At 66.2% G+C, this 26,385-nt stretch carries 20 protein-coding genes and 1 pseudogene; 7 read left to right on the top strand and 14 right to left on the bottom strand.

What is annotated here, in order from left to right; all coding sequences use genetic code 11:
- Positions 1–93 precede the first annotated feature (93 nt).
- Complete coding sequence (locus tag N5C91_RS29100) at positions 94–1,830, bottom strand: amidohydrolase (RefSeq protein WP_279833824.1); 1,737 nt, start codon at positions 1,828–1,830, stop codon at positions 94–96.
- A gap of 106 nt (positions 1,831–1,936) precedes the next feature.
- Here N5C91_RS29100 and N5C91_RS29095 point away from each other — a divergent pair, with 106 nt between their 5' ends.
- Positions 1,937–2,851 (top strand): LysR family transcriptional regulator, encoded by a 915-nt coding sequence (locus N5C91_RS29095; RefSeq protein ID WP_236173560.1) that lies wholly within the window; start codon positions 1,937–1,939, stop codon positions 2,849–2,851.
- A gap of 634 nt (positions 2,852–3,485) precedes the next feature.
- On the opposite strand, the gene N5C91_RS29090 is transcribed toward N5C91_RS29095, so the two are convergent.
- The gene (locus tag N5C91_RS29090; protein WP_279833823.1) at positions 3,486–4,958 is read right to left on the bottom strand and encodes an aldehyde dehydrogenase family protein; all 1,473 of its coding nucleotides are present in this window, start codon (positions 4,956–4,958) and stop codon (positions 3,486–3,488) included.
- Between the two features lie 249 nt (positions 4,959–5,207).
- On the bottom strand, positions 5,208–5,948 hold the full coding sequence (locus tag N5C91_RS29085) for a nuclear transport factor 2 family protein (protein ID WP_054909797.1): 741 nt from the start codon (positions 5,946–5,948) through the stop codon (positions 5,208–5,210).
- Positions 5,949–6,188: 240 nt separating this feature from the next.
- Between N5C91_RS29085 and N5C91_RS29080 the strand changes: the two genes are divergently transcribed.
- From N5C91_RS29080 to N5C91_RS29070, 3 genes are all read left to right on the top strand, one after another.
- Entirely contained in the window at positions 6,189–7,574 is a 1,386-nt protein-coding gene (locus N5C91_RS29080; RefSeq protein WP_279833821.1) for an FAD-dependent oxidoreductase, read from the top strand.
- Positions 7,575–7,585: 11 nt separating this feature from the next.
- On the top strand, positions 7,586–7,945 hold the full coding sequence (locus N5C91_RS29075; RefSeq protein ID WP_236173563.1) for a cupin domain-containing protein: 360 nt from the start codon (positions 7,586–7,588) through the stop codon (positions 7,943–7,945).
- Between the two features lie 384 nt (positions 7,946–8,329).
- Positions 8,330–9,136, top strand: a complete 807-nt coding sequence (locus N5C91_RS29070) for a lytic transglycosylase domain-containing protein (RefSeq protein ID WP_279833819.1) — start codon at positions 8,330–8,332, stop codon at positions 9,134–9,136.
- Between the two features lie 360 nt (positions 9,137–9,496).
- Here the strand turns inward: N5C91_RS29070 and N5C91_RS29065 are convergent, their stop codons facing one another.
- The 6 genes from N5C91_RS29065 to N5C91_RS29040 form a co-directional block, all read right to left on the bottom strand.
- On the bottom strand, positions 9,497–10,591 hold the full coding sequence (locus N5C91_RS29065; RefSeq protein WP_279833817.1) for a hypothetical protein: 1,095 nt from the start codon (positions 10,589–10,591) through the stop codon (positions 9,497–9,499).
- A 105-nt stretch (positions 10,592–10,696) separates the two neighbouring features.
- Positions 10,697–11,848 (bottom strand): Xaa-Pro peptidase family protein, encoded by a 1,152-nt coding sequence (locus tag N5C91_RS29060; RefSeq protein ID WP_017517744.1) that lies wholly within the window; start codon positions 11,846–11,848, stop codon positions 10,697–10,699.
- A gap of 90 nt (positions 11,849–11,938) precedes the next feature.
- Positions 11,939–12,781, bottom strand: coding sequence for an ABC transporter permease (locus tag N5C91_RS29055; protein ID WP_279833816.1), 843 nt, complete (start codon positions 12,779–12,781; stop codon positions 11,939–11,941).
- Positions 12,778–13,629 carry an ABC transporter permease gene (locus tag N5C91_RS29050; RefSeq protein ID WP_236173567.1) on the bottom strand — a complete coding sequence of 284 codons (852 nt, stop codon included), beginning with the start codon at positions 13,627–13,629 and terminating at the stop codon, positions 12,778–12,780. The genes N5C91_RS29055 and N5C91_RS29050 overlap by 4 nt, the downstream gene beginning before the upstream one ends.
- A gap of 1 nt (position 13,630) precedes the next feature.
- Positions 13,631–14,752: an ABC transporter substrate-binding protein gene (locus tag N5C91_RS29045; protein ID WP_236200080.1), complete on the bottom strand. Its 1,122-nt coding sequence runs from the start codon at positions 14,750–14,752 to the stop codon at positions 13,631–13,633.
- Positions 14,753–14,791: 39 nt separating this feature from the next.
- Entirely contained in the window at positions 14,792–15,871 is a 1,080-nt protein-coding gene (locus N5C91_RS29040; RefSeq protein ID WP_279833815.1) for an ABC transporter ATP-binding protein, read from the bottom strand.
- Positions 15,872–16,047: 176 nt separating this feature from the next.
- Between N5C91_RS29040 and N5C91_RS29035 the strand changes: the two genes are divergently transcribed.
- Positions 16,048–16,917: a LysR substrate-binding domain-containing protein gene (locus tag N5C91_RS29035; protein ID WP_045207678.1), complete on the top strand. Its 870-nt coding sequence runs from the start codon at positions 16,048–16,050 to the stop codon at positions 16,915–16,917.
- Between the two features lie 111 nt (positions 16,918–17,028).
- On the opposite strand, the gene N5C91_RS29030 is transcribed toward N5C91_RS29035, so the two are convergent.
- From N5C91_RS29030 to N5C91_RS29010, 5 genes are all read right to left on the bottom strand, one after another.
- Complete coding sequence (locus N5C91_RS29030) at positions 17,029–19,464, bottom strand: MMPL family transporter (RefSeq protein ID WP_279833812.1); 2,436 nt, start codon at positions 19,462–19,464, stop codon at positions 17,029–17,031.
- 44 nt (positions 19,465–19,508) lie between these two features.
- Positions 19,509–20,585, bottom strand: a complete 1,077-nt coding sequence (locus tag N5C91_RS29025; protein ID WP_279833810.1) for a YCF48-related protein — start codon at positions 20,583–20,585, stop codon at positions 19,509–19,511.
- Positions 20,586–20,639: 54 nt separating this feature from the next.
- Positions 20,640–21,998 carry a DUF1329 domain-containing protein gene (locus N5C91_RS29020; RefSeq protein ID WP_236173572.1) on the bottom strand — a complete coding sequence of 453 codons (1,359 nt, stop codon included), beginning with the start codon at positions 21,996–21,998 and terminating at the stop codon, positions 20,640–20,642.
- Between the two features lie 41 nt (positions 21,999–22,039).
- On the bottom strand, positions 22,040–23,878 hold the full coding sequence (locus tag N5C91_RS29015) for a DUF1302 domain-containing protein (protein ID WP_279833809.1): 1,839 nt from the start codon (positions 23,876–23,878) through the stop codon (positions 22,040–22,042).
- Between the two features lie 172 nt (positions 23,879–24,050).
- A complete protein-coding gene (locus N5C91_RS29010) occupies positions 24,051–24,617 on the bottom strand; it encodes an alpha/beta hydrolase (protein ID WP_279833807.1) in 567 nt (188 codons plus the stop codon).
- 345 nt (positions 24,618–24,962) lie between these two features.
- Here N5C91_RS29010 and N5C91_RS29005 point away from each other — a divergent pair, with 345 nt between their 5' ends.
- Entirely contained in the window at positions 24,963–25,967 is a 1,005-nt protein-coding gene (locus N5C91_RS29005; protein WP_236173616.1) for an AraC family transcriptional regulator, read from the top strand.
- An 87-nt stretch (positions 25,968–26,054) separates the two neighbouring features.
- A pseudogene (locus N5C91_RS29000) lies at positions 26,055–26,210 on the top strand (AraC family transcriptional regulator); the annotation flags it as partial.
- Positions 26,211–26,385: the final 175 nt, after the last annotated feature.

The following is a 26,385-nucleotide window of genomic DNA, read 5'->3' as shown; positions in this document are numbered from 1 at the left end:
GTAGGATGGATGGAGCGCAGCGATACCCATCGATCCGGCGTCGCTACAGCATGGCTATCGCTACGCTCCACCCATCCTACGAGATGACAACGTTCACGGTTTGTCGCCCGGACGACTATAGACTTCGCGGCCGGCGAACCAGGTCTTGAGCACCTGGGTGTCACGCAGCGCTTGCGGCTCGACGGTGAACACGTCGCGGTCGAGCAGGATCAGGTCGGCCTGCTTGCCCGGCTTCAGCGAACCGATGCTCCCTTCCAGGCGCATAGTGCGCGCGGCGTTGAGGGTGTAGGCCTGGAACATGGTCTGCCGGTCGATATCCTCGGCGGCATTGAGCACACCCTTCGGGCCGACGCGCTGGATTGCCTGGTAGATGGCTTTCCACGGGTCGGGCGTGGTGATCGGCCAGTCGCTGGCGCCGGAAATGGTCGCGCCGTTCTTCAGCAGCGAGCGTGCCGGGTACATGTGCAGGAAGGCCATGGCGCTGACGTAGGGCTTGACCAGGTCGACGCTGTTCTCGTCGGCGGCGGCCCAATAGAGCTGCATGGCAGCGATCACGTCGAGCGCCTTGAAGCGCGCGAAGTCCTTCGGGTTGACCATCTGCAGGTGCGTGATGGAGTGCGGGATGCCGCTGTGGCGATCCTTGCGCGCCTGCTCGATGCCGTTAAGCGATTCGCGCACCGCGCGGTCGCCGATGGCGTGGATGTGCACCAACCAGCCGCGGGCATCGGCGGCGCTGACCAGTTCGCCGAAGTGCTCGGGGTCGATCAGCAGTTCGCCGTACTTCTTCGAGTTGCTGTAGGGCTCGAGCATCGCCGCGCTCTGCGCCGGCACCTCGGCCACGCCGTCAGCGAAGATCTTGATGCCCGGCAGCGTCAGGTTGGGAACATCGATGAACTGCTGGCGCACCTTGTCCAGCTCGTCGAGGTCGGCCGGGGTCGCCTTGGAATCGGCCATCAGCAGCGCAGCAACGTGTGCAGTCAGCCCGCCCTGCTGCGCCAGCAGCTTGTAGGCCGGCAGCACGCCGACGGAATCGTTGTGGATGTCGCCGCCGGGGTTCTCGTTCGCCAGGGGCTCCATCCAGGCGGTGATGCCCAGCTCGTGGTAGTAGCGCTGCGCGCCTTTCAGGGCCTTGAGTAACTCGTCGTCGGTCGGCAGCGGCAACAGCGCCTGCACCGGGTAGAGGCCGGCATCCACCAGGAAACCGTTGGGCTGGCCGTCAGCGTCATGACCGATGGTGGCCTGCTCTTCGCCCTGCAGCGATCTGACCTTGGCAGCGTCGATACCGGCCAGTTTCAGCAAGGCCTGATTGGCCCAGCCGGTGTGGTAGTCACCACCCGCCAGGAGGATCGGCTGATCGGCCCACTCACCCTGGTTGAAACGCTGCTGCAGCTCGCCGATCTCGTCCCAGTACGCCGTGGGCACACCACCGACATAGAGGAACTGGCCACGTCGCGCGCGGCCGTCGTCGCGCCACTGGCGCAGCTTGTTTTCGAACTCGGCCAGCGGCAGGTCCTGATTATCCAGGTTGGCCTGGAGCATCTGCAGGCCACCCTTGACCAGGTGGGTGTGAGCGTCGATGAAACCGGGCATCAGCACCTGGCCATGCAGGTCGATGAGCTGGGTCGCCGGTTGCTGGAGTTTGAGGATCTGCGCGTCGGAGCCAACGGCGAGGATGCGGCCGTTCTCCACCGCCACCGCCTGTTGCAGGGCCTGGCCGGGTTCGGCGGTGTAGACCTTGCCGCCATGGAAGATGAGGTCGGCGGCGGCCATAGTTTCCATCGAGGAAAAAGCGCAAGCCGCCGACACCAGCGCCGGAATCAGTAGTTTCATCACAGAGCCTTCGTTATTGTTGATCTGTGACGAAGGTTAAGCAAAAGCCCTGGCGGCTTTAACACTGACTTCCCGCACAACTTCTGTTCCTACCAGGAAGCAATCCATGGACAAGATGACCGCCCTCACCATGTTCGTCGCCACCGCCGACCACGGCGGCTTCAGCCGCGCCGCCGAACAGCTGGGCAAGACGCCATCGGCGATCACCAAGGGCGTGGCGCAACTGGAAGCCGACCTCGGTCAGCGCCTGTTCGAACGCACCACGCGGCGCATGGCGCTGACCGAGGCCGGGCACATCTACCTGGAAGGTGCTCGCTCGGCGCTGATGCAGTTGCAGCGCGCCAGCGAGGAAGTCGAGCAGTTGCAGACCGAGTTGCGTGGCAGCCTGCGCATCGTCTCGCCGCCCTCCTTTGCCCCGGCCTTTTTCAACGCGGTGTGCTGCCGCTTCCTGCGCGAGCACCCGCAGGTGCGCCTGGAGGTGGACCTGCTGGACGAATTCGTCGACCTGGTGGAAGGCGGCTACGACATTGCCCTGCGCGACGGCCCCATCGACCTGCCGGACGTGATCGCCCAGCCGCTGCTGGAAAATCGCCTGATGCTCTGCGCCAGCCCGAAGTACCTGGCGGAAAAGGGCCTGGAGGTGACATTGGAGAACTACGAGCAGCACGACTGGCTGATCTTCCGCCATCCGCTGCTGAACCGGAATTTCTGGTGGGTGCAGAAGGACGGCGAACGCCTGCGCATCCGCCAGCCGGTACCGCGCATCGCCAGCGACAACTACGACTTCCTGCTCTCCTGCCTGCTCGACGGCCAGGGCCTGCAGTTCCTGCCGCAATGGAGCGCACTGCCCTACCTGGAAAGCGGCGAACTGGTGGAACAACTGCCCGACTGCTGGCGCGACCAGAGCGCCTTCGGCCCCTGGGTGCATGTGCTCTACCTGCCGCACCGGCGCAGCACGCGCAAGGTGCGGGTGTTCATCGAGTACCTGCGCGAGCATTTGCAGGGGAAGGGGTTGATCTGATCTTGCGACTGGCGCGGCGGTGAAGTCGATCGCGGACAGAGTCCGCTCCTACGCAGTCTGAAACGACGGAGTGCAGCGACGCGCGCTTCGGCGCTGGGCGGGCTCGCGAGCAAGCTCGCTCCTACAGGTGTCTGCCGGACGGCCCTGCGCAGGTGAAGTCGATCGCGGACAGGGTCCGCTCCTGCGCAGTCTGAAACGACGGAGCGCAGCGACACGCTTCGACGCTGGGCGGGTTCGCGAGCAAGCTCGCTCCTACAGGTGTCTGCCGGACTGCCCTGCGCAGGTGAAGTCGATCGCGGACTGAGTCCGCTCCTACGCAGTCTGAAACGACGGAGCGCAGCGACGCTGCGCTTCGGCGCTGGACGGGTTCGCGAGCAAGCTCGCTCCTACAGGTGTCTGCCGGACTGCCCTGCGCAGGTGAAGTCGATCGCGGACAGAGTCCGCTCCTGCGCAGTCTGAAACGACGGAGCGCAGCGACGCTGCGCTTCGGCGCTGGACGGGTTCGCGAGCAAGCTCGCTCCTACAGGTGTCTGCCGGACTGCCCTGGGTAGGAGCGAGCTTGCTCGCGAACAATGGCCAATTGAAACGCTGAAGCTCAGGTGTTGGGCGCGCTACTCGCCGCGCCCCGCGCAACTTACTTGATGTACCAACCCCACGGCTGGTCGCTGAGGTACTCGGTGACCTGCTTGGTCTCCAGGTAATTGTCCAGCCCCCATACGCCCAGCTCGCGGCCGATGCCACTCTGCTTGTAGCCGCCCCAGGGCGCCTGGGTGAAGGTCGGCTGCGAGCAGTTGACCCAGACGATGCCGGCACGCAGACCACGGCTCACCCGCTGGCAACGCGCCGGGTCGGCGGACATCACCGCCGCCGCCAGGCCGAACTGGCTGTCGTTGGCCAGGCGCAGCGCCTCGGCTTCATCCTTGAAGCGGCGCACGGCGAGCACCGGGCCGAAGATTTCCTCGCGCCAAACGGCGCTTTCCAGCGGCGCGTCGATGAACACCGTCGGCTCGACGAACCAGCCCTTGTCCCGATGCGCCGGGCGCTTGCCGCCAGTGGCCAGTTTCGCCCCATCGCGCACGCCGGCTTCGATGGCCTGCAGTACCTTGGCGTGCTGGCCGGCGCTGACCAGCGGGCCGAGCAGCACGCCCGGCTCCAGGCCGTTGCCGATGGTGATGCGGCGGGTTTCCTCCACCAGGCGCTCGATCAGCCGATCGTGCAGGCCGTCCTGCACCAGCAGGCGCGAGGTGGCGCTGCAAACCTGGCCCTGGTTCCAGAAGATGCCGAAGAGAATCCACTCCACGGCGGCCTCGATATCGGCGTCGTCAAAGACAATGAAGGCCGACTTGCCGCCCAGCTCCAGGCTGACGTTCTTGATGTCCTGGGCCGCCGCCTGCATGATCGCGCGCCCGGTGGGCACGCTGCCGGTGAAGGCCAGCTTGTCCACGCCCGGATGCGCGGAAAGTGGCGAACCGGCATCGCGGCCCAGCCCGGTGACCACGTTGAGCACGCCTTTGGGCAGGCCCACGGCATCGGCGGCAGCGGCCAGCTCCAGGGAGGTCAGCGGAGTCAGCTCGGAAGGCTTGAGCACGGCGGTGCAACCGGCAGCCAGCGCCGGCGCGACCTTCCACGAAGCCATCAGCAGTGGGTAGTTCCACGGGATGATCTGCCCGGCAACACCGACCGGCTCGCGCAGCACACGGCAGGCGAAACGCTCGTCGGGCAGCGCGACCACTTCGCCCTCGTCGTTCAGCCCTTCGGCCAGCTCGGCGTAGTAGTCGAAGCAGCCGATGGCGTCGTCGATATCCCACTGCGCTTCAGGCAGCGGCTTGCCGTTGTCCTGCACTTCCAGGCGGGCCAGGTCTTCGCGGCGGCCACGCAGGTTGTCGGCGATGGCACGCAGGTAGCCGGCGCGCTCCTTGCCGCTGCTGCGGCCCCACTCGCCTTCATCGAACGCCCGACGCGCGGACTGCACGGCGCGATCCACATCCTCGCCGGTAGCGGCGGCGACCTCGGTCAGTACCGCTTCGCTGGACGGTTCGTACACCTCGAAGCGGCCGCCCTGTGCGGGTGCCTGCCACTGGCCATCGATATAGAGCTGGTCGCGCATGCGAAGGTCTCCTGAGCTTGTTGGAATGCTTGTCGGCCGAGCATAGGGAAATGAGCACGGGATTGATAACGCGGGCGCCGTGCATGCGGGCACGCGCGGAGCGGGCCCGAGAATTGCGGGAATCGATCAATATCGCCCCCCGCACGTCGCACTTCGTAGGATGGGTGGAGCTTGCGATACCCATCAACAGGGCCACCAGCGATTGATGGGTATCGCTTCGCTCCACGCCATCCTACAAAAGCGATCCGATCACGAAGTCGCCTTCTGTTCCAGATAGGCCTTGGGCGACAGCCCCGTTTCCTCGCGGAAGCAGCGGTAGAAGGTCGACAGCGAACGGAAGCCCGCCGCCCGTGCCAGTTCATCGATGCGCGTGACGCTGGTGGCGCCGTCGAGCTGGCCGAGCAGGTGGCGCAGGCGCAGTTGGTTCAGGTACTGGTAGAAGCTCAGGCCCAGCACCTGGTTGAGGAAGTAGGAAATCTGGTTGCGCGTGTAGCCGGTGGCCGCCGCGACCTGGGGCATGTCCAGGTCGGGATTGAGGAACGGCCGGGTCTGCTGGAAATACTGCTGGATATCGCCGCCCAACTGGCTCAGCTGCCGCGCTGAAAGCCCCAGCCGGCTATCAGCCATGCGCGGTTGCGGTTCACTGGCAGCCTTCTGCGGCTGACCGATCAACGCCGCGTGCTCGTTGACCCGGATGATCCGGCCATCGCGCACGGTATAGGCTTCGGTGGTGCGGAAGGACACCAGCCCCTGCGTGCCGCGCAGGGTCACCTGGTACTGCAGGAAAGCCGTGTCGCCGTCCACCCGCAGACGGTCGGTGTAGACCTGCGATTCATCCCCCGCCGCCGGCATGCTGGTCTGCAGGTACTCGCGCAGTTCGCTCGGCGCGATCCGCCGCCCCTGGAAGAAATCGTTGTACTCCACCTGCGGGTCGAACAGCGCCATCAGCGCCTCGATGTCATGTCGGCGCCAGGCCTGGTGATAGCGCATCACCACGGCGTGAGTAGCGGCGCTGGCCGGGTCGGGCTGGTGAGTCGTACCTTCGAGCGAGGTGCTCCAGCCCTGTTCTTCGATCATTGCGTTCCCCTGCCGGTCTCGGCCGGCCTTTCCTGCTCCGGGCGTGCCCGCAAAGAGCGGCAAGCCGTATGCCTGGGCACCCCGGAACGATTACAAAACCTCGACGCGGCCCGAAGACCGTTTTTTCTTCCGACATTCTGCCGGAGTTTTCCGATGACATCCGCCCCTCTTGCGCACGCCATTCCCCGACCCTTCTGGCTCGATACCCTCGATCCCGCTCCCGCCGCACCGGCACTGGAAGCGGATCGCCGCTTCGACCTGGTGGTGGTCGGTGGCGGCTTCACCGGCCTCTGGACTGCCCTGCACGCCCGCCAGCGCTGGCCCGGCGCGAGTATCGCGGTGCTCGAGGCACGGCGCTGCGGTGGCGAGGCCAGCGGGCGCAATGGTGGCTTCTGCGCGCCGAGTATTTCCCACGGCGTAGGCAATGCCCTGCGCCGCTGGCCGGAAGAAGCCGAAACCCTGGTACGCATGGGCCGTCAGAATCTCGATGAATTCGAAGCGGACCTCAAGCGCTTCGGCATGCACGTGGAGTTCGAGCGCCGCGGCAAGCTCAGTGTCGCCATGCAGCCCTGGCAGGTCGACGGCCTGCGCGGCATGCAGCGCAACTACGAGCGTTTTGGCATCGATTGCGAGTTTCTCGACAAGGCGAAGCTAACCGACAAACTGGACTCACCCGCCTACCAGGCCGGCGTGTTCGAGCCCAACTATGCACTGCTCAACCCGGCGAAAATGGCCGCCGAGCTGCGCCGGGTGTGCCTGGAACAAGGCGTCGAGCTGTTCGAGAACACCCCCGTGCACGAGTTGCATCAGCGCAACGACCGCCTGATGCTGCGCTGCGATCGTGGCGAGCTGGAGGCCGGGCAGATCGCCCTGGCGACCAACATTGCACCGCCGCTGCTCGGCCACCTGAATTCCAGCGTGATCCCGGTGTACGACTATTCGCTGGTCACCCAGCCGCTCACCGACGACCAACTGCGCGCCATCGGCTGGGTCGATCGCTACGGCATCGCCGATGCCGGCAACCAGTTCCACTACCTGCGCAAGACCGCCGATAACCGCATCCTCTGGGCCGGCTTCGACGCCATCTATCACTTCGGCAGCCGCCGCGACGAAGCGCTGACCCAGCGCCCGGAAAGCTTCGAGCGCCTGGCCGGGCAATTCCGCGAGGCCTTCCCGCAACTGGGCCCGGTGGAGTTCAGCCATGCCTGGGGCGGCATCATCGATACCTCGGCGCGCACCACGCTGTTCACCGGCTGCGTGCTGGGCGGCCGAGTTGCCTATGCATTGGGCTTCACCGGCCAGGGCGTGTCGGCCAGCCGTTTCGCAGCGCTGAACATGCTCGACCAACTGGGTGGCGAAAGCACCGAACGCACCCGGCTGCGCATGACCTCGCAGAAGCCCTTCCCCTTCCCGCCCGAGCCGCTGCGCTATCTCGGCGTGCGCCTGGCCCAGCGTTCGCTGGCCAGGGAAGATCGCAACGGCCGCCGCGACCTGTTGCTCAAGACCTTCGATGCCTTCGGCATCGGTTTCGATTCCTGATGGAGAACCTCATGTCCACCCTGCCCCGCCACGTCATCGACTTCGGCAATCCCGCCCTCGCCCCGCAGGAGCGCGAGATCAACGACCCAGCCATCGTCGATGCGCCCTACCAGAGCCGCAGCTGGCGGCACTTCAGCGCCCCCGAGAAGAACGCCATCGCCGGTATCTGGGAAGCCGGTGTGCACCTGGAGCGCTGCGAGTGCGACTACGACGAGCTGTGCCACATCCTCGAAGGCACGGTGCGCCTGACCGACGCCGACGGCGTGGCGAAGACCTTCGGCCCGGGGGACTCGTTCGTCGTGGCAGCGGGCTTCAAGGGCACCTGGGAAAACCTCACGCCGGTGCGCAAGGTGTATTTCATTCTCGGCTGAATCGGTGCTGCATAGGTTCGCGAGCAAGGACTAGGCGTCCCCCTCGGTCCTACAGCTGCGTGGCAAGCGCCGTAGGAGCGGACTCCGTCCGCGATCGACTCACCGCCACTCTGATCGACCCAGGAGCCGGGGGGATGCCATCGCGGACAGAGTCCGCTCCTACTGAATGGCTGCCGTCAAACACCTCGATCTGTTCCGCCTTCCGCAGTACCGGCAGGCCGTACGTCTGCACAAACTCCGCTACAGGTGGAAAGGGCTATAACTAGCGAACCGAAACGGCGGGCTGCCCGGGTTGAACCCTGCAATGGCAGCCCTATTGGCTTTTCCCATTTGCCCGGATCAGGCGCCCCAGCCTGATCGGCGCCCGCGGCGCGGAGCGGTTTGATGAGTTCCAGAACCTGGCGATGGGCTCGCAGGAGCCTTCCTGGCTGCATCGGACTGGCCTTGCTGGTCGCACCGCTCTACGCCAATGCCCTGTTCAAGTGCCACGCACGGGACGGAGCCGTCAGCCTCAGCAGCCAGGCCATCGCCGGCGCGCGCTGCACGCGCCAGAAAGACCCGACGGGCACCGCTGGCAGCACGCGGGCAAAGACCGCATCCACGCTGGAGCGGGGCAACGGCCAGAGCGCAGATCGGATCCGGGTGTACACTTTCGTGCACAAGGGCGTTCGCCAGTATGTGAGCCGCCGCCCGGTTGGAATCTCAGCGCGGGTCGATGTGATCGATGTGTATTACATCAAGGGCTGCTACCTGTGCATGGCACCGAAGGATTTCAACGTCGCCACACTGCGCCTGGACACCCGCTCCTATCGCCGGGAGATCGAGGCTGCATCGGTGCGCTACGGTGTCGACCGGGCGCTGGTGCGCGCGGTGATCCATGCCGAATCGGCCTTCCAGCCCAACGCCATCTCCATCGCCGGCGCCCAGGGCCTGATGCAGTTGATGCCCGATACCGCCGAGCGCTTCAACGTCAGTGATCCGTTCGATGCGCGGCAGAACATTCGCGGCGGCGTGCGCTACCTGGCATGGCTGCTCAAGCGCTTCAACGGCAACCAGCGGCTGGCGCTGGCCAGTTACAACGCTGGCGAGATGACGGTCGACAAGTACAACGGCATCCCGCCCTACGCCGAGACGCAAACCTACGTCGCCCGCGTACAGTCCCTGACCGAACGCTATCGCAACCATCCGTAGGGCACCCCACTCGAACGGTTAATCCGTCCCACCTTTGCAAAAGCGGGTGCGGCCGGCGTAGGAGCGGACTCCGTCCGCGATGGGTTTGCCCGCACTCCATGGCCTGCCGGAGCGGTGGTGAATCGATCGCGGACGAAGTCCGCTCCTACGAGATGCTTCTGCGCTTGGGTCGGCCCTCACCCTAACCCTCTCCCAAAGGGAGAGGGGACCGTTCGGTGCAGGATGAAACTTCGGCGTCAGCGGGCACGGACGGCTCCCTCTCCCTTCGGGAGAGGGCTGGGGTGAGGGGAAAGTATCGGCACGGATTCACCGGAAGAAGACAGTTGTTCCTACGCCAAGCCCACTCCTGCGCCCTACCGCTCAGCCGAACTTCCACCCCGCTGCCGCCAGCCGTGCATCCAGCGCGGCGAGGTCGGCTTCCACCCGCGTCGCCGGTTCCGGCATGTAGGCCAGCGGATCGGGCAGCGAGGACGGCTGGCCGAGGAAGCCTTCGGTCGCCGCGTGCAGGCAGTAGGCGCTGTAGGCCGGGTTGTAGCCGCCCTCCTGCACCACCAGCAGCCGCCCGGCGCACAGCTCGTCGGCCAGCGCGCGGGCGCGCCGCGCCAGGCGGTTGAAGCCCTGCATGGTCACCAGTTGGCGGCCGTTGGGGTCGAACTGCGAGGCGTCCAGGCCGTTGGCGATGATCAGCAGGTCCGGCTTGAAGGCGCGTAGTGCCGGCTCGACGAAGCGGCTGAAGACCATCTCGTAGAGCTGGTCGCCAGAGCCCATCGGCAGCGGCAGGTTGAGGTTGCTGCCCAGCCCCGCGCCATAACCGCGCTCGTCCACCGCGCCAGTCTGCGGGTGGCTCGGGCCCCAGGCGCCGTGGTCCATGTGCAGCGATACGGTGAACACCGAAGGATCATCGTAGAAGCCTTCCTGCGTGCCGTTGCCGTGGTGCACGTCCCAATCGACAATGGCGACGCGTTCCAGGCCGGCCGCCTGGGCCGCGCGTGCGGCGATCCCGGCATGGTTGAAGAAGCAGTAGCCGTCGGCCATGGCCGGCGCGGCGTGGTGACCCGGCGGGCGCACCAGGGCCATGGCCGGGTTGCCGCTGGCCAATACGCTTTCCAGCGCCGCCAGGCTGGTGCCGGCCGCGGCCAGCAGCCCGGCGAGGCTGCCGGCGGACATCAGCGTGGTGCTGCTGAAGCGCTTGCCGGCGGCGTCCGCCGCGAAGATGCCGCGCAGGTAGTCGGCATCATGGAAGCTCAGCAGATCCTCTTCGCTGGCGTGGCGCCCTTCGTGCCAGCGCAACGAGCCGGCGACCGGCCCGCGCTGGAGGATGGCGCGCATGTTGAGCAACCGGGGATTGCTCTCCGGGTGCAGCAGCTGTTCGGCCAGCAGGTCGCTGGGCGGCGCCTCGAACACGCCGGCGGCGGTGTCGTGGCGCAGCACGTCGTCGTGCCAGAAAACATCCATCGTGTGACTCATCAGAAGCCCTCGGATTCCATCACTGCGCCCGCAGGCGCAGACACGCAACTCGGCTTCGCCCCCGGCAGTACGCGGACCGGGGGCGAACCTCCATCAGTCGATGATCGTCAGCTCAGGCGGCAGCTCCGACAGGCTCGCCGAGCCCTTCTCGCCGCACAGCACGGTGTCGCCGAGCTTGATGCCGAAGCCTTCGTTGTACAAGGACAGGTTCGGCTCGATGGAGAACGACATGTTCGGCTGGAACACGTGGTCGTCGGCCTCGTCCACCATCATCGCTTCCAGCCAGGTCGGCGGGTACGCCAGGCCCAGGCTGTAGCCGATGCGGTGCACGCGGGTGCGCGAGAGGTCGATGCGGTCGAGAATCTGGTTGCACACACGGTTGGCCTCGCCCACCGGGGTGCCCGGCTTGGCGATCTCGATGGCGGCGTTGAAGGCCTCGGTGAGCAGGGTCGCGACTTCCTTCACGCGCGGGCTGGGTTTGCCGATCACCGCGGTGCGCATGAGGATGGCGTGGTAGCGGTTGCACACGCCGGCATGTTCGAGGATCACCACGTCGCCGTGGCTGATGGTCTGGCGGTGCGGCATGGCGTGGGTCATGGTGCTGCGGCGGCCGGTGGCGCACATCGGGCTGATCGCCGAGTACTCGCTGCCGGCACGGCCCAGGGCGTTGGCGACGATGCCGGCCACTTCCACTTCGGAGATGCCCGGACGCAGCGCCTCGAAGGCAGCCAGCATGCCCTGGTCGGCCATACGCGCGGCGCTGCGCTGGTATTCGATTTCCTCGGCAGTCTTGATCAGGCGGTTCTCGGCGACCAGGGGGCCGGCGTCTTCGAAGCGCGCCTCGGGCATGTAGCCCAGCAGCGCGTTGTACTGCGCCGGGGAGAAGGTCGAGGCGGTCATTTCCAGGCCGATGCGCGCCTGGGACAGACCGGCCTGGGCCAGCACGTCGGCGACGATCTTCAGCGGGTCCTGCTTGGCGATGTCATAGAAGATCGCCTCGTTGATGCACGACAGCTCCCAGGTGCAGGGCTCCTCGCTGGTACGGGTGAGGAACACCGGCTCGGCCAGTTTCGGCGAGATGATCAGCGCCTGGTACCAGAGGAAGCCCAGGCTGTCGAAGCCGCTCAGGTAGTTGATGTTGTCCGGGTAGTTGACCACCAGGGCATCCAGGCCACGGTCGGCCATGCGGCGTTTGACGGCTTCGACGCGTTGACGGTAGGTGCGAGCGGGGAAAGCAGTAAGCATGGGGATTCCCTCCTCAGGGACAAGGTGCAAGCGACACAGGTGTTGTTGTTTGGGGCCGCCATCCAGCGGCCGTATGCGGGGTTGAAACAGTCAGCTGGGTGGCTGATGCCGTGCCAGGTACAGGCGCACCAGCATCACCACCAGGGTGAGGACAATCATCAGGGTGGACACGGCGGCAATCGCCGGGTCGAGGTTGTAGCGCAGGCCGTCCCAGATGCGCTTGGGCAGCGTCACCACGTTCAGGCCGCTGGTGAACAGGGTCACCACCACCTCCTCCCAGCTCATCACGAAGCCCATGAAGAAGCTGCCGAGCACGCCGCCGCGCACATTGGGCAGCAGCACGTTCCACAGCGTCTCCCAGAGCCCGGCGCCGAGGGAACGCGAAGCCTTGTACAGGCTCTGGTCGAGCCGCGCGTAGGCCACCAGCATGGCGATCACCGAGTACGGCAGCGCCATCAGCAGGTGGCCGAAGCCGACCCCCAGCAGACTGTCGAGCACGCCCAGGCGCGCATCCAGGTAGTAGATCGACATGGCCGAGACCACCTGCGGCACGATCATCGGCAGCAGCACGATGGCGGTCAGCAGCGTGCGGTGCCGGCGCTGCAGCCAGATGCCGGTGGCGAACAGGAAGGCCAGCGCCGTAGACAGCGCGCCAACCACCAGGGCCAGGCCCAGGCTCTGCAGGATCGACACCAGCCAGGCGCCGTCGAACAGCGTCGCATAGTGACGCAGCGACCAGCCGCCGTCCGGGAAAGCCAGGTAGCGCTGGTTGCCGAACGACAGCGGGACGATCACCAGGATCGGCAGCAGGAGGAACAGCGCGGACAGCGCCAGCGCCGCCCAGGACAGCCAGCGGCCGACCTGCGGGCGTGGCAGTTGCGGCTTTTTCACGCCCTTGGGCATGGCGGAGAGATAGGTTCCCTGCGGAGTCACAGCTCAGCCCTCCCGAGCAGGCGGCGGTAGCCGATGAGTTGTCCGAACAGCAGCGCGCAACCGACCACCAGCAGCATCAGCACGATGCTCAGTGCGGCGCCCAGGCCCCAGTTGGACAGCTGGAACATCTGTACGTAGATGTACTCCGCGAGCATCGCCGCCTTGCCGCCGCCCAGCAGCGCCGGGGTGACGAAGCAGCCGAGGCTGAAGACGAAGACGATGGCCGATGCGGCGACCACACCGGGCAGCGTCAGCGGGATGAAGATGTCCTTCAGCGTCTGCCAGTGGCTGGCGCCCAGGCTGCTGGACGCGCGCAGCAGGCTGTCGTCCACCTGCTTGAGCGACGACAGCAGCGGCAGCACCGCATAGGGCACCATGAAGTGCACCATGCCAATCAGCGCGCCCAGTTCATTGCGCACCAGCGGCGGCGGCGCGTCGAACCAGCCGGTGGCCATCAGCCCCTGGCTCACCAATCCCCCATTACGCAAAAGAACCAGCCAGGCGAAGGCGCGGATCAGCATCGACAGCCAGAACGGCAGCAGCACGAAGAGCTCGATCAATTGCCGGCCGCGCGGCGTCGCGAAACGCCAGCGGTAAGCGATCAGGTAGGCGATGGCGACACTGATCGCGGTGGTCAGCAGGCAGATGCGCAAGGTGCGCCAGATCACTGCCTGCAGGTTGGCGTTGTCGGCGATCGCCGCGTAGTTCTGCGTGCCCCACTCCGGCAGGCTGAAGCTCCAGCCCAGCACGCCGAGGGTCGGCAGCAGGTAACCGATGATCACCAGCAGCGGCAGGGGCAGGATCAACAGGCCGTAGACCGGCAGCACGCCCGGTGCAAAACGTCGCATCTCAGCCACCGATCAGCGCGAGGTAGCGCTCCAGGGTTTCACCGTAGTGTTCGGCATGCCACTTGTTGTTCAGCGACACCTGCTTCTTCAGGTTGTCCGGCGCAGTGGGGTTGATCGCCTGCAGCTGGGCGCTGAGCAGGTCGTTGGCCTTGAGGTTCACCGGGCCCATGTTGTAGACCTCCATGAGCTTGGCCTGCACTTCCGGCCGCAAGGCGTAGGCGATGAACTCCATGGCAGCCTTGGCGCCGGCCGGGTTGTTCTTCGGCACCATCCAGACAGATGGCGAGACGACGCCGCCGTCGAAGCTCCAGTCGATCTTGCCGGCGGTGTCGTTCTTCACCAGCTCGGCGCGGGTGTGCCACATCTGCGCCATGCTCACTTCGCCATCGCGGATCAGTTGCTGCGACTCGGCGCCAGTGGACCAGTGAGTGGCAATGTGCGGCAGCAGTTCCTCGATCTTGCGCAAGGCACGGTCCACGTCCAGCGGGTAGAGCTGCTCCGGTGGCACGCCGTCGGCCAGCAGCGCGCACTCCAGGTTGGCGCTCATCCATTTGTAGAGGGTGCGTTTGCCCGGGTATTTCTTCACGTCCCAGAAGTCGGCCCAGGACTTGGGCGGGTTCTTGCCGAACTGCTCGTGGTCGTAGCCGATCACGTAGCTGTAGGTGTAGTTGGCGAGGCCGAAATCATGCACGTCGCCATAACCGATCAGCGACTTGTCGACGATGCCGAAGTCGATGGGGGTCAGGAACTTGTCCTTGCCCAGGCGGTAGGACGAATACATCTCGCCATCGCATACGTCCCAGCGCACCGCACCACTGCTGACCTGGGTCTTCAGCGCACCCTCGGTGGGGCCGCTGCCGTCCACTTTCAGGGTGAGGCCGGAGGCCTGGTCGAAGCCGCCGAAGCTCTTCTCGAAAGCCGGCACCGCATCACCACCCCAGTTGGCCAGCACCAGGCTGCCGCCGGCAGCGAACGCGCGACTGCCGGCGCCGAACGGCAGCGCACTGGCGGCGGCGAGCAGCAGCAGGCTGCGGTTGAAATCGCGACGGCTGATGCCGGCACGCTCGCTCTTGTCGGCGGCGATTTCGATGGCGTCTTCGATGAAGCCTTGGCGTTCGTTCATGGTGATTGCTCCCCGATCGTTGTTTTCGTTATGCGAATGTCAGGCGGACAACAGGTGGCAATGCTGCGGCGACCAGCTGCACCAGTAGCGCTGGCCGCTGCGCAGGTCGGCCAGCAGCGGGTGCGCAACCGGCAGGCGCAGGTCGAGGCGCTCGCCCTGCTCCAGGGTCAGTTCGAGGTTGACGTGGGCACCCTGGTAAGTGGCATTGCCGACGGTGGCGCACAGGCCGTTGTCGCGGCCGGCGTCCTGCAGCGGGTGCAGGTCGATATGCTCCGGGCGTACCGCCAGCCAGCTCTTGCCGCTCTGGGGCGCTGGCGTCGTATGGGCCACGCGCAGGTGCTGGCCGCGGAAATCGCAGAGGGTCGTTTCAGCCTCTCGCCCAACCACGCCCACCTCCAGCAGGTTGGTGTCGCCGAGGAAGTTGGCGACGAAGCGGCTGGCCGGGCGTTCGTAGACTTCGCGCGGCGTGCCGACCTGCTCCAGGCGGCCCTTGTTGAACACGGCGATGCGGTCGGACAGCGCCAGGGCTTCTTCCTGGTCGTGGGTGACGAAGACGAAAGTGGTGCCGAAATCCTTGTGCATGCGCGCCAGCTCGCCCTGCATTTCCTGGCGCAGGCGGCGATCGAGGGCGGACAGCGGTTCGTCGAGCAGCAACAGCTTGGGCTTGAACACCAATGCACGAGCCAGCGCCACGCGCTGCTGCTGGCCGCCAGAGAGCTGGGCGATGCCGCGATTGCCCATACCGGCCAGGCCGACGCGCTCCAGCACCTCGGCCACCCGGCGCTCGATCTCCGCGCCCGGCACCTTGCGGATGCGCAGCGGGTAGGCGACGTTCTGCGCCACGCTCATGTGCGGGAACAGCGCGTAGCCCTGGAACACCACGCCGAAATCGCGCTGGTCCGGCGACAGCTGGGTGATGTCGCGGCCGTCCATCTCGATATGCCCTTCGCTGGGCTCGACGAAGCCGGCGAGCATCATCAGCGTGGTGCTCTTGCCCGAGCCCGAAGGGCCGAGCAGCGTGAGGAATTCGCCCTGGCGAATGCTCAGGCTGAGGTCGCTCAGGACCTGCAGGTTGCCGTAGCGCTTGCCCAGGCCGAGCAAGTCGACGAAATGCTGCATGGCGGATCTCCAGCCGTTTTTCTTGTTGATCGGTATTGGCTTGGTGCTTTTTTTGTATTGGCTTGAGGCCATCTTCTGTGCAAATTTAACTAACGACAATTCAATAGATTTCCGCCTGAATCGTTAGTCAAATTCACATAAAAAGGCCTTCCATGCGTCAGAACAGTGCGTTCCGAATGCCCTCCCTCATCGCCCTGCGCGCTTTCGAGGCGCTGGTCCGGCAAGGCAGCATCAGCCGTGCGGCGCTGGAGTTGCACGTCACCCACGGGGCGGTCAGCCACCAGGTGAAGAAGCTGGAAGAAGAACTGGGCATGGCGCTGGTGGAGCGCCAGGGCAAGGGCGTGAAACTGACCGCCGCCGGGCGCCAGCTGAGCCAGCAGATCAGCAGCGCCTTCGACCAGTTGCGCGACATCCGCCGCGCCCTGCCCAGCGAGGAGCCCGCCGGCGAACTGCGCATCGCCTGCGCCCCGGCGCTGCTGGCGCGGGTGTCGTCGCTGCTGGAGAAGTTCCTGCGCAACTACCAGGAAGTCGCCCTGCACCTGTTGCCGATGAGCAGCGACCTGGGCCAGGTGGACATGGTGATTTCCTTCGGCGAGACGCACATCGAGGGCCAGCGCTTCGCCGCGCTGGGCGACATCCGCTACTTCCCGGTGTGCAGCCCGCGCCTGCTCAACACCCAGGAACACCTGCGCAAACCGCGTGACCTGGCGCGCCAGGTGCTATTGCACGAAGACGACGGTTTCGACTGGAGCCGCTATTTCCTCGCCGCCGGAGTGCCCGGCCTGCAGGCGCGGCAGAACGTCTTTCTGCCCGACGCCTACCTGACCATCCGCGCCGCACTGGCCGGCGGCGGCGTGACCATCAGCGACCACATCCTGGCCGGTGAGGAACTGGCCGAGGGCCGCCTGGTGCGCCTGTTCGACATCGACTTCCCGGCGCCCCACCCCTACTTCCTGATCATCCCGCCCCACGGCAACCAGGCCCTGGCGCGGGAGTTCGCCGACTGGCTGCTGCACGAGCTGGAGGCGATTCCGGCGTTTGATTGAAACGGGATAGTCCTCTGCGCCCTGCACCCGATCGCGGACGGAGTCCGCTCCTACGCAGATGCGAGGACCTGGGTATGAGCGGACTCCGTCCGCGATCGACTCACCGGCAGCTCAGAGCTTCCGCCCGCCGAGCAGGAAATGCGATAGCGCCGGGATCAGGATCAGCGCCCCGAGCATGTTCCAGAGGAACATGAAGGTCAGCAGGATGCCCATGTCCGCCTGGAACTTGATCGGCGACCAGGCCCAGGTGATCACCCCTGCCGCCAGGGTCACGCCGACCAGCGCGACCACCTTGCCGGTGAAGGCGACCGCCTGCTGGTAGGCCACCGACAGCGGCAAGCCGGCCCGCTGCATCTGCAGCTGCACACTGAGCAGGTACAGCGCGTAGTCCACGCCGATCCCCACGCCCAGCGCGATCACCGGCAGGGTGGCGACCTTCACGCCAATGCCCATCATCACCATCAGCGCCTCGCAGAGAATCGAGGTAAGCACCAGCGGCAGCAACGCCACCAGGGTCGCGCGCCAGCTGCGGAAGGTGATCAGGCAGAAGATGCCCACGGCCGCATAGACGTAGAACAGCATGCGATGGTTGGCCTCGCGCACCACGCGGTTGGTCGCCGCCTCGATGCCGGCGCTGCCGGCGGCCAGGAGGAACTGGCGATCCGGCGTGCTGTTGGCGCGGGCGAAGTTCTCGGCGATGCCGGCCACTTCGTCCAGGGTCTGCGCCTTGTGGTCCTTGAGGAAGGCGATCACCGGCATCAGCGAGCAGTCGGTGTTGAACAGCTCCGGGGTGTTCACCGAAGCCTGCTGGGCGGCGTAGTTGAGCACGTCCTGATTGCGTTGCAGGCTGGCGAACTTGGGGTTGCCCTCGTAGGTGCCGGCGGTGATCTGGCGCACCGCGTTGACCAGCGAAGTGGTGGCCTGCACGCCGTCGTGCTGTTGCAGCGCCCACCCCAGACGGTCGGCGAGAATCAGCGTGCGGTAGTTCAGGCAGCCTTCCGGCGCGGTCTTCACCATCACCGCGAAGAGGTCGCTGGACAGCGCGTAATGGCTGGTGATGTAGGCGTTGTCGCGGTTGTAGCGCGAGTCGGCGCGCAGCTCCGGCGCACCGGCGTCGAGGTCGCCGATCTGCAGGTGCTGGCTGACCAGCAGGCCACCCGCGCCGAGCAGCGCCGCCACGGCCAGGGCGACAGTCGCCCAGCGCCGCTCGGTGAAGTGGTCGAGCAATGCCCACAGCCTGCCGATGCCCTGCTGGCGGTCCACCTGGCGTTCCTCGCGCAGCGCACGCTCGGCGGCACGCTGGCTGACGCCGAGATAGGAGAGCGCCACCGGCATCATCAGCAACGAGGTGAATATCAGCACCGCCACGCCGATGCTCGCGGCAATCGCCAGGTCCTGGATCACCGGGATGTCGATCAGCATCAGCACGGCGAAGCCCACTGCATCCGACAGCAGCGCAGTGACGCCGGCGAGGAACAGGCGGCGGAAGGTGTTGCGTGCGGCCACCTGTTTGTGGGTGCCACGGCCGATGTCCTGCATGATGCCATTCATCTTCTGGGTGGCGTGGGACACGCCAATGGCGAAGATCAGGAACGGCACCAGGATCGAGTACGGGTCCAGCGCGTAGCCCAGCCACGCCACCAGGCCGAGCTGCCAGACCACCGCCAGCAGCGAACAGCCGATCACCAGCAGGCTGCTGCGCAGGCAGCGGGTGTAGAAGAAGATGATGACGAAGGCGGTGACCACCGCCAGGCCGAAGAACAGCATCACCCGCAGCAAGCCGTCGATCAGGTCGCCCACCAGCTTGGCGAAGCCGATCACGTGCAGGCGCACCGGGCCCTTGCCCTCCTCGCCGGCGGCGAAGGCGCGGGCATCGCCGAGGTATTCGTACTTCAGGCGCAGCTCGTCGAGGGCGCGGGAGAACTCGCGGTAGTCGATGCCCTTGCCGGTGGCCGAGTCGCGGTCCAGCAGCGGCACCACCAGCATGCTGGAGCGGAAGTCGTTGCCCACCAGGCTGCCGACGATGCCGGCGCGGGCGATGTTCTCGCGCAACTGGCCGATGGCCTCGGGTTTGCCGTCGTAGCCGTCGGGCATCACCGGGCCGCCCTGGAAACCTTCCTCGGTGACCTCGGTCCAGCGCACCGCCGGCGACCACAGCGACTTCATCCAGGCGCGATCGACGCCATGGCTGAGGAACAGCTGGTCGCTGATCTGCCGCAGGCTGGCGAGGTAGGCCGGGTCGAAGATGTCGCCGTTGGGATTCTCCACCACTACCCGCACCGAGTTGCCCAGGCCGCGCAATGCGGCGCGGTTATCCAAGTAATTGCGGATGTAGGGATCGCTGTGGGGGATCATCTTCTCGAAGGCCGGGCGCATCTCCAGGCGGGTTACGGCCATGTAGCCCAGCACCAGGGTGACCAGCGCGATCATGGCGATGAACAGCGCGCGGTGGTTGAACACCAGGCGCTCCAGCAGGTTGCCGCTGTGGGTGTCGAAGTCCCGCAGTTCGCGGACTACAGGCATCTCGCCTTGCTTGAGGTCGACCATCAGGCTGTCTCGCTTGCTCTTGTTCTTATGAAAGGCCGGCGCGCTCAGCGCACCGGCATGGCGTTCTCGCGAACGCCGCGGGTGCCCACCAGCAGCAGGCGACCGGGGCCGGCCACGGCGCCGCTGACGGGCAGGCGCTCGGCCAGTTCCAGGGGTTTGAAGCTGGCGCCACGGTCATCGCTGACCAGCCCCTGGCCAGCCTGGCTGAACAGATACAGCCGGCCGCTGGCGTCAAAGCTGGCGGCAGTCAGGCTCACCGGCAGGCCGGTATCCACCGCACTCCAGCTGGCGCCGCCGTCGAGGCTGCGGATGGCGTGGCCGCGCAGGCCGTAGGCGAACACCAGGCCGGGCCGCGCAACGATGCCGAAGAAGCTGCCGGCGTAGGGCGACGGCAGGGCGACGAAGCGTTCCTGCTGGCCCTCCTGCTGATGGGAAAGGCGCAGCAACAGGCCCTGCTCGCCGACGATGAACAGGTCATCGCCGCTGGCCGCGATGGCGGTCAGGTGCAGCGCCTGCGGGTTGTCGATGCGATGGTTCCAGGGCTCCCAGCTGCGCCCGCCGTCGCCGGTATGCAGGATCAGGTTGAAGGCACCGACCACGAAGCCTTCGTTGGCATCGCGGAACCACAGGTCGAGGAACGGCTTGTCGGCGCCCTCCTCCTTGAAGCGCCGCGCCTGCTCCAGCCAGGTGGCGTTGTCCGGCTGCGGATGGGCGGCGTAATAGTCGAGCATCAGTTGGCCGATCTGCCGGCCATCGAGCTGGCGCTCCCAGTGGATGCCGCCGTCGGCACTGTGCAGCACCACGCCATCGTGGCCCACCGCCCAGCCGTCCTGCGGCGTGGGGAAGCGCACGGCGGTCAGATCCGAGCTGACCGGCACCGCGGCCTGGCGCCAGGCGCTGCCACCGTCATCGGAGTAGAGAATGTGGCCGCGCGCGCCGACGCTCACCAGCCGCGAGTCGGCTTCGGTGATCGCCAGCAGCGGTACGCGGCTGGGGGCTTTGCTGTACGCCGCCGGCAGGTCGAGCACGTCGACGAAGCCGTCGGCTGGCGTGGCGGCGTGGGCACCACCGGCCAGCAACAAGGCGCCCAGCAACACCAGGGGCTTGAAGGGAATCTGCATGAAGCTTTCCTCGGGTAGAACAGCGGCGGCCCCGGCTGGAGCCGCCGCCCACGGTCAGCGGATGCCGCTGCCGGCCAGCGCCTCGGGGGACCACTGGGTCTTGGCCAGCGGGTCGATGTAGCTGATGCCGCCGTACGGACCGACCACGCCGTTGATGTTGTACGAGCCGGCGGTCAGGTCGTAGATCATGAACGGCGTGGCGTCCGGGATACGCTTGTCGTAGCTCTGGCTGAGGAAGGCAAAGGAGCCACGATAGAGCTGGCCGCGCGCGTCATATTGGTCGGAGGCCAGGGCCACCCAGCTGTCTTCGTCGAGGTAGAAGCGACGCTTGGCATAGATGTGCCGCGCACCGGATTTCAGCGTGCCTTCGACGACCCACACGCGGTGCTTCTCCCAGCGCACGTAGTCCGGCGACAGGTGGTTGGGCGTGACCACCGGCTTGATGTCGCTGGCGTAGGTCAGACGGTAGGTGTTGTAGGGCACGATCATTTCCTGCTTGCCCACCAGTTTCCAGTCGTAGCGGTCCAGCGCACCGTTGAAGACGAACACGTCGTCGTAGGTGCCGGCGCCGGCCATGCCGGGGTTCGGCGTGTCGTAGGCAAGGTTTGGCGCCAGCTTCACGCGGCGCTGGCCGGGCAGGTACTGCCAGGCGCGGCGCGGCTGCTGCAGCGGGTTGGCGGCGTCCTTGAGCATCATCGCCTCGCCGGCGCGACGGGCCGGGCCGCTGTAGTACAGCTTCATCTGGTAGTAGACCTCGGAGCCTTTCACCGGCTGGGTGAGGTCTTCGTACACCGGGTAGTTGATGAACGCCTGGCCGGTGGTGGCGAGGTTGGCGCTGCCCGAGGCGTCGACGTTCCAGGAGTCGTACTTGGCCTTGATGTTCACGCCCTGGTAGCGCAGCAGGAAGTTCCACATGGCTTCGGCGCCGGTTTTCGGAATCGGGAACGGCACGCCCGGCAGCGCGTTGTCGATCGCCGTGCCGCCTTCCAGGGACTGCGCGGTGACGGCGTTCTTCCTGCTGTTTTCCAGCACGGTGTCCGGCAGCGCGGCGCTGCGGTGAGTCGGGTAGACGTCGACACGGAAGGTCGGATAACGCCTGGCCAGCTCGACGGTGGTGGCGGACAGCTGGTTCTTGTACTGCTCGACGTTCTTGCCGTCGATCACCAGCAGCGGCTTTTCACTGGCAAATGGGTCCGGACGCATGCTGTCGCCGGCCTTGAAGCCGGCCGGGGCGCTGGTCAGGCCACCAGCGTAGGCGGGAATCGCACCATCGCTGCTGGCGGCCTTCTCGGCGCCGACCAGGGTCAGGCTGCTGCCGAGCTGGGCGGCTTCCTGCGGGGACACGGCGGCCTGGGCCGCGCCACAAAGAGCCAGGCCGAGGGCGGTGGCGATCAGGGTGGGCTTGAAGTTCATGCTGTGTTTCTCCTGCTTCGAGGACGAAGCCTTACGTGAAATCAGAAGGTGGCCTTCAGGGAGGCAGTGACCATGCCGCGGTCCTTCAGCAGGGGCGCGAGGCCGCCCTGCGAGGTGATCTGGCCGGGGATGCACTGGTACTGGCCGTTGGCGCCGGGAGTGTTGTTGTCGCGGCCGCTCTCGCAGGTATCGAAGGGGCCGAAGGCGTCGACGTATTTCAGGTCCAGGCGGTACTGCTGGTGGAAGTCCGCGGCAACGCCCACCGAGTAGCTGCCGGCGTCCTCGTTGCCGCCCAGTTGCACTGCCGAGTTGCCGTGCAGGCCGACGTTGTAGGACATGGGCATGGACAGGTCGACGCCGGGGAAGGCCTGGTACCAGGTCGGGGTGAAGTTGGCGGACATGGCGTAGGCGTTGGTGGTGACCTTGTCGACGCCGCGGTAGCTGGAGTCGCCCTTGAAGGTCTGCTCGCCTTCGGTGACGTCGATCAGGTGCGTCAGGGTGCCCTCCACCGCCAGCGACGAGGCATCCCACAGCGGGGTGGCGCCGAAGGTCACCAGGCCGTTGAGCACGACGTGGAAGGTCTTGCCGCGGGCCAGGCCGGTATCGCCATCGCTGGGCAGCTCGCCGATCAGGTTGGCGCCGTTGATCGCGCCGCGCTTGGCGGCCGCGTAGAGCGTCGAGTTGACCGTGGTGAAGTTGCTCGCCAGCGGCATGTTCTCGCGGTAGTTCAGGTCCATGCCGACACTGACGCCGGCGACTTCCTTGGACAGGCTGATGCCGTAGATATCGATATCGTCGGCGTAGGCGGTGATGTAGTTCATCCCCGGCAGGCCGGCGAGGCCGGGCTTGTGCAGGTTCGGTGCGTCGATGAGCACCGCCGGCAGGGTGTCCGAGGTCTTGCGGTAGTAGAAGCCCAGGGTGCCGTCGAGCCACTCGGGGCTCCACTTGGCCATCAGGCCGAAGTCACCGGTGTTGTCGGGCTTGCGGTCATGGCCACGCACAGCGCCGTAGAAGGCGTTCTGCGCGGGCAGCGGCAGCCAGAAGACGTTGCCGCCGTCGTTGAGCATGTCGTAGGGGCCCATGTAGGTGCCGCCTTCGGGGAAGCGCGAGTTCTCGAACTCGAGGAAATACTGCGCGGCCAGGGTCAGCTCGGGGTTCACCGTCAGCGACGCGGACAACTGGTTGCGCGGCATGAACAGCTCTTTCGCCTCGGTGCCCGGCACGTTGTACAGCTTGCCCAGGTCCAGGGCCGACTGGCCGTAGTTGATGCCGTTGGCGGCGCTGAACAGCGTCTCGCCCCAGTAGATGGTGTGGCGGCCGAGCTTGCCGCTGAGCTGCATGTCGTCGCCGACCTGGTGGCTGGCGAAGACGAAGGCATCGAGCAACTCGCCGGACGGGCCGTTGTAGTAGCGGTCGGCGAAGTTGCTCAGGCCATGGGTGGCCGGCTGCGCGCCGCGCGGGGCGATGACCGTGCCGTCGCGGGTGACCAGGTGACCGGCATTGCCTTTCTGCCCGGGGAACGGATTGCCGCCACCGACATCATCGTAGGCATGGTCGTACCAGCCGGCGGCGCTGAGGCGGAAGCCCATGCTGTCGCGGTAGACGAAGTCCAGCTCGCTGAGCAGATCGAAACGCTGGGTCACCGGCGTGCCGGAGGAGAAGTTGCGGTCACCATCGTTGGTGTTGGCGGTCCCGGCGATCTTGCTGTTGGGTGACTCGACGCGCTGCCCGTAGCTGAGCTTGACGGTGTTGTCGAAGCGGATCGAGAAGTCCGGGTTGCCGGTGTCCAGCTCGAAGGCCTGCACGGGCTGGCCGGCCATGGCGGCGAGGATTGCGGTTGCCAGCAGGCAGCGCTGCAGGGAGTTGCTCTGGTGATGCATGCGTGTGCTCCGTTTCTTGTTGTGGTCGGGACGCTTTCCGGGCCCGTCCCGCGGCCCTTTATTGGCGATTGAAGAGTCCTGCGCCGGGGCGCACGAGGTCCTGCCCCGGCGCGAACGCCGGAACCGGGTTGCTCTTGAATCAGTTGCTGGTTGGATCGATTGCCTGGGTGAGTCAGTTGTCGAGCATCTGGATCAGCGCCTCGGCCTCTGGCCAGTCACCGAATCCCGAAGCCGGGTTGAGGTGGCCGACGCGGCCCAGCTCCACCAGGCTGGCGCGCCAGTGGCGGGCCATCTGCTGGACCGCCGCAGGGCTGGCCAGCGGGTCGTTGTCGCTGCAGGCCACCAGGGTCGGGAACGGCAGCGGCTCCAGCGGCAGCGGCGCCCACCCCATCTCGGCAAGAACCGTCGGCTTGGGGTAATGCGCCGGCCAGTCGCCGTCCAGATCCGGCGGGGTGGCCAGCAGCGCGCCCTTGATCGGCCGGCTGTAGCGCGCCGCCCAGTGCGCGACCATCAGTACGCCAGCGCTGTGGGCGACCAGGATCACCTCGCCGTCGATGCTCTCCAGCTCGCGCTGAATGGCTTCGACGCGGGCGTTCAGGTCGAGCTTGTTCTCGGTCAGTGGCGGCACGCTGCGAGCATTGGGCAGGCGTTGCTCGAGCAGGGTCTGCCAGTGCTCGGCCACGTGGTCGCGCAGGCCGGGCACCATGAGGACGGTGGTGGAGGTCTTGTTGTTGTTCACCGAATCACCTTTGCCTGGATTTCGAACTTGTTGGACAGACAGTAGAGATGCCCCGGTGACGGTGCTTTGCATTGAGCGTCAGGCACTTCGCATTTGGTGACAGACAATGCCCCGCCTGGCATCCCGCCACTCCGCCAGGTGCCCTGCGTTACGGGACGTACGGTGCATTCCAGAGCGCCGCAGGCACTGGTCGAACTGCGAAACTTCGTACACGCTTGGTTACAGCTGTCGCTAGAATCTGACGTCATCGACCCAGCCAGCGTGCATTCCGGTCGCCAGGTGCCCACGAGCCCTGTCGATACGGTGCAACCACAAGAACAAAAAGGCGATTCACGCATGACCCCAATGGTTCGCATTGCGGCCCTCACCAACTACCTGGAAGTGGCCCGGCACCTGGGCCTCAACCCTCAGCAGCAACTGAGTGCGGTGGGCCTTTCCCAATCCATGCTCGAGCATCCGGAGCAACGCATTCCCGTTGCCGCGGCGGTGACCCTGCTGGAAGAGTCGGCACGCATCAGCGGCTGCGAGACGTTCGGCCTGCGCATGGCCGAATCGCGCCAGCTCGCCGATTTCGGCGTGATCAGCCTGCTGCTGTCGCACCAGGCGACCCTGCGCGAGGCGATGGATACCATCATTCGCTACCGCCACCTGCTCAACGAATCCCTGGCGCTGTACGTCGACCAGGAAGGCAAGATGGCGATCCTGCGCGAAGAGCTGCTCACCGTACCGCCAATGCCGATGCGCCAGGGCCTGGAGCTGGCCCTGGGCACGCTGTACCGCCTCTGCGCCGCCCTGCTCGGCCCGCACTGGCGGCCGATCAGCGTCAACTTCAGCCACGACGCCCCGGCGGACCTGCAAGTGCACCGCCGGCTGTTCGGCTGCAAGATCGAGTTCGGCAGCGAGTTCAACGGCATCGTCATCCCCGCCGCCGACCTGGACGCCGCCAACCCCATGGCCGACCCGGCCATGGCCCGGCACGCGCGCAGCTTCGTCGACTCCCTGCCCGGCGCCACCGACGGCAGCACGCTGAACGAGGTGCGCAAGTCGATCTACCTGCTGTTGCCCATGGGCCGCGCGACCATCGAGCAGATCGCCCAGTCGCTGGGGCTGAACGTGCGCACGCTGCAGCGGCGGCTGGAAGACAACGGGGTGACCTTTTCCGACCTGATCAACGAGGTCCGCCGCGAGCTGGTGCTGCGCTACATGGAGAACCCGCGCTATTCGCTGGGGCGCATTGCGGATTTGCTGGGGTACTCGATGCCCAGCTCCTTCACCCGCTGGTTCGCCGTGCAGTACGGGATGTCGCCGGCGGCGTGGCGCAAGGAACATCTGGGGCGGGAGGGGGAGTGATTGATTCCTGATGGGGCGGTGCCGTGCGGTTCGCGAGCAAGCTCGCTCCTACAAGGAGCGCAGCAACTCCAGCCTGCCGGAGCGAGATTGCTTGACAGGGAGAACCCGCGCTATTCGCTGGGACGCATTGCGGATTTGCTGGGGTATTCGATGCCCAGCTCCTTCACCCGCTGGTTCGCCGTGCAATACGGGATGTCGCCGGCGGCGTGGCGCAAGGAACATCTGGGGCGGGAGGGGGAGTGATTGATTCCTGATGGGGCGGTGCCGTGCGGTTCGCGAGCAAGCTCGCTCCTACAAGAGCACGCCCTAGATTTGGCTTTGGCTTTGGCTTTGGCTTTGGCTTTGGCAAGATTTCCAGATAAACGTCAGCGCACTCCGAACGCCCCGTTCAGGAGGCCTCGTTGAAGCGGAGTTTCAG

Source organism: Pseudomonas sp. GD03903, assembly GCF_029840045.1.
Taxonomy (GTDB): domain Bacteria; phylum Pseudomonadota; class Gammaproteobacteria; order Pseudomonadales; family Pseudomonadaceae; genus Pseudomonas; species Pseudomonas pseudonitroreducens.
This window is presented reverse-complemented; position numbering and strand designations above follow the sequence as displayed.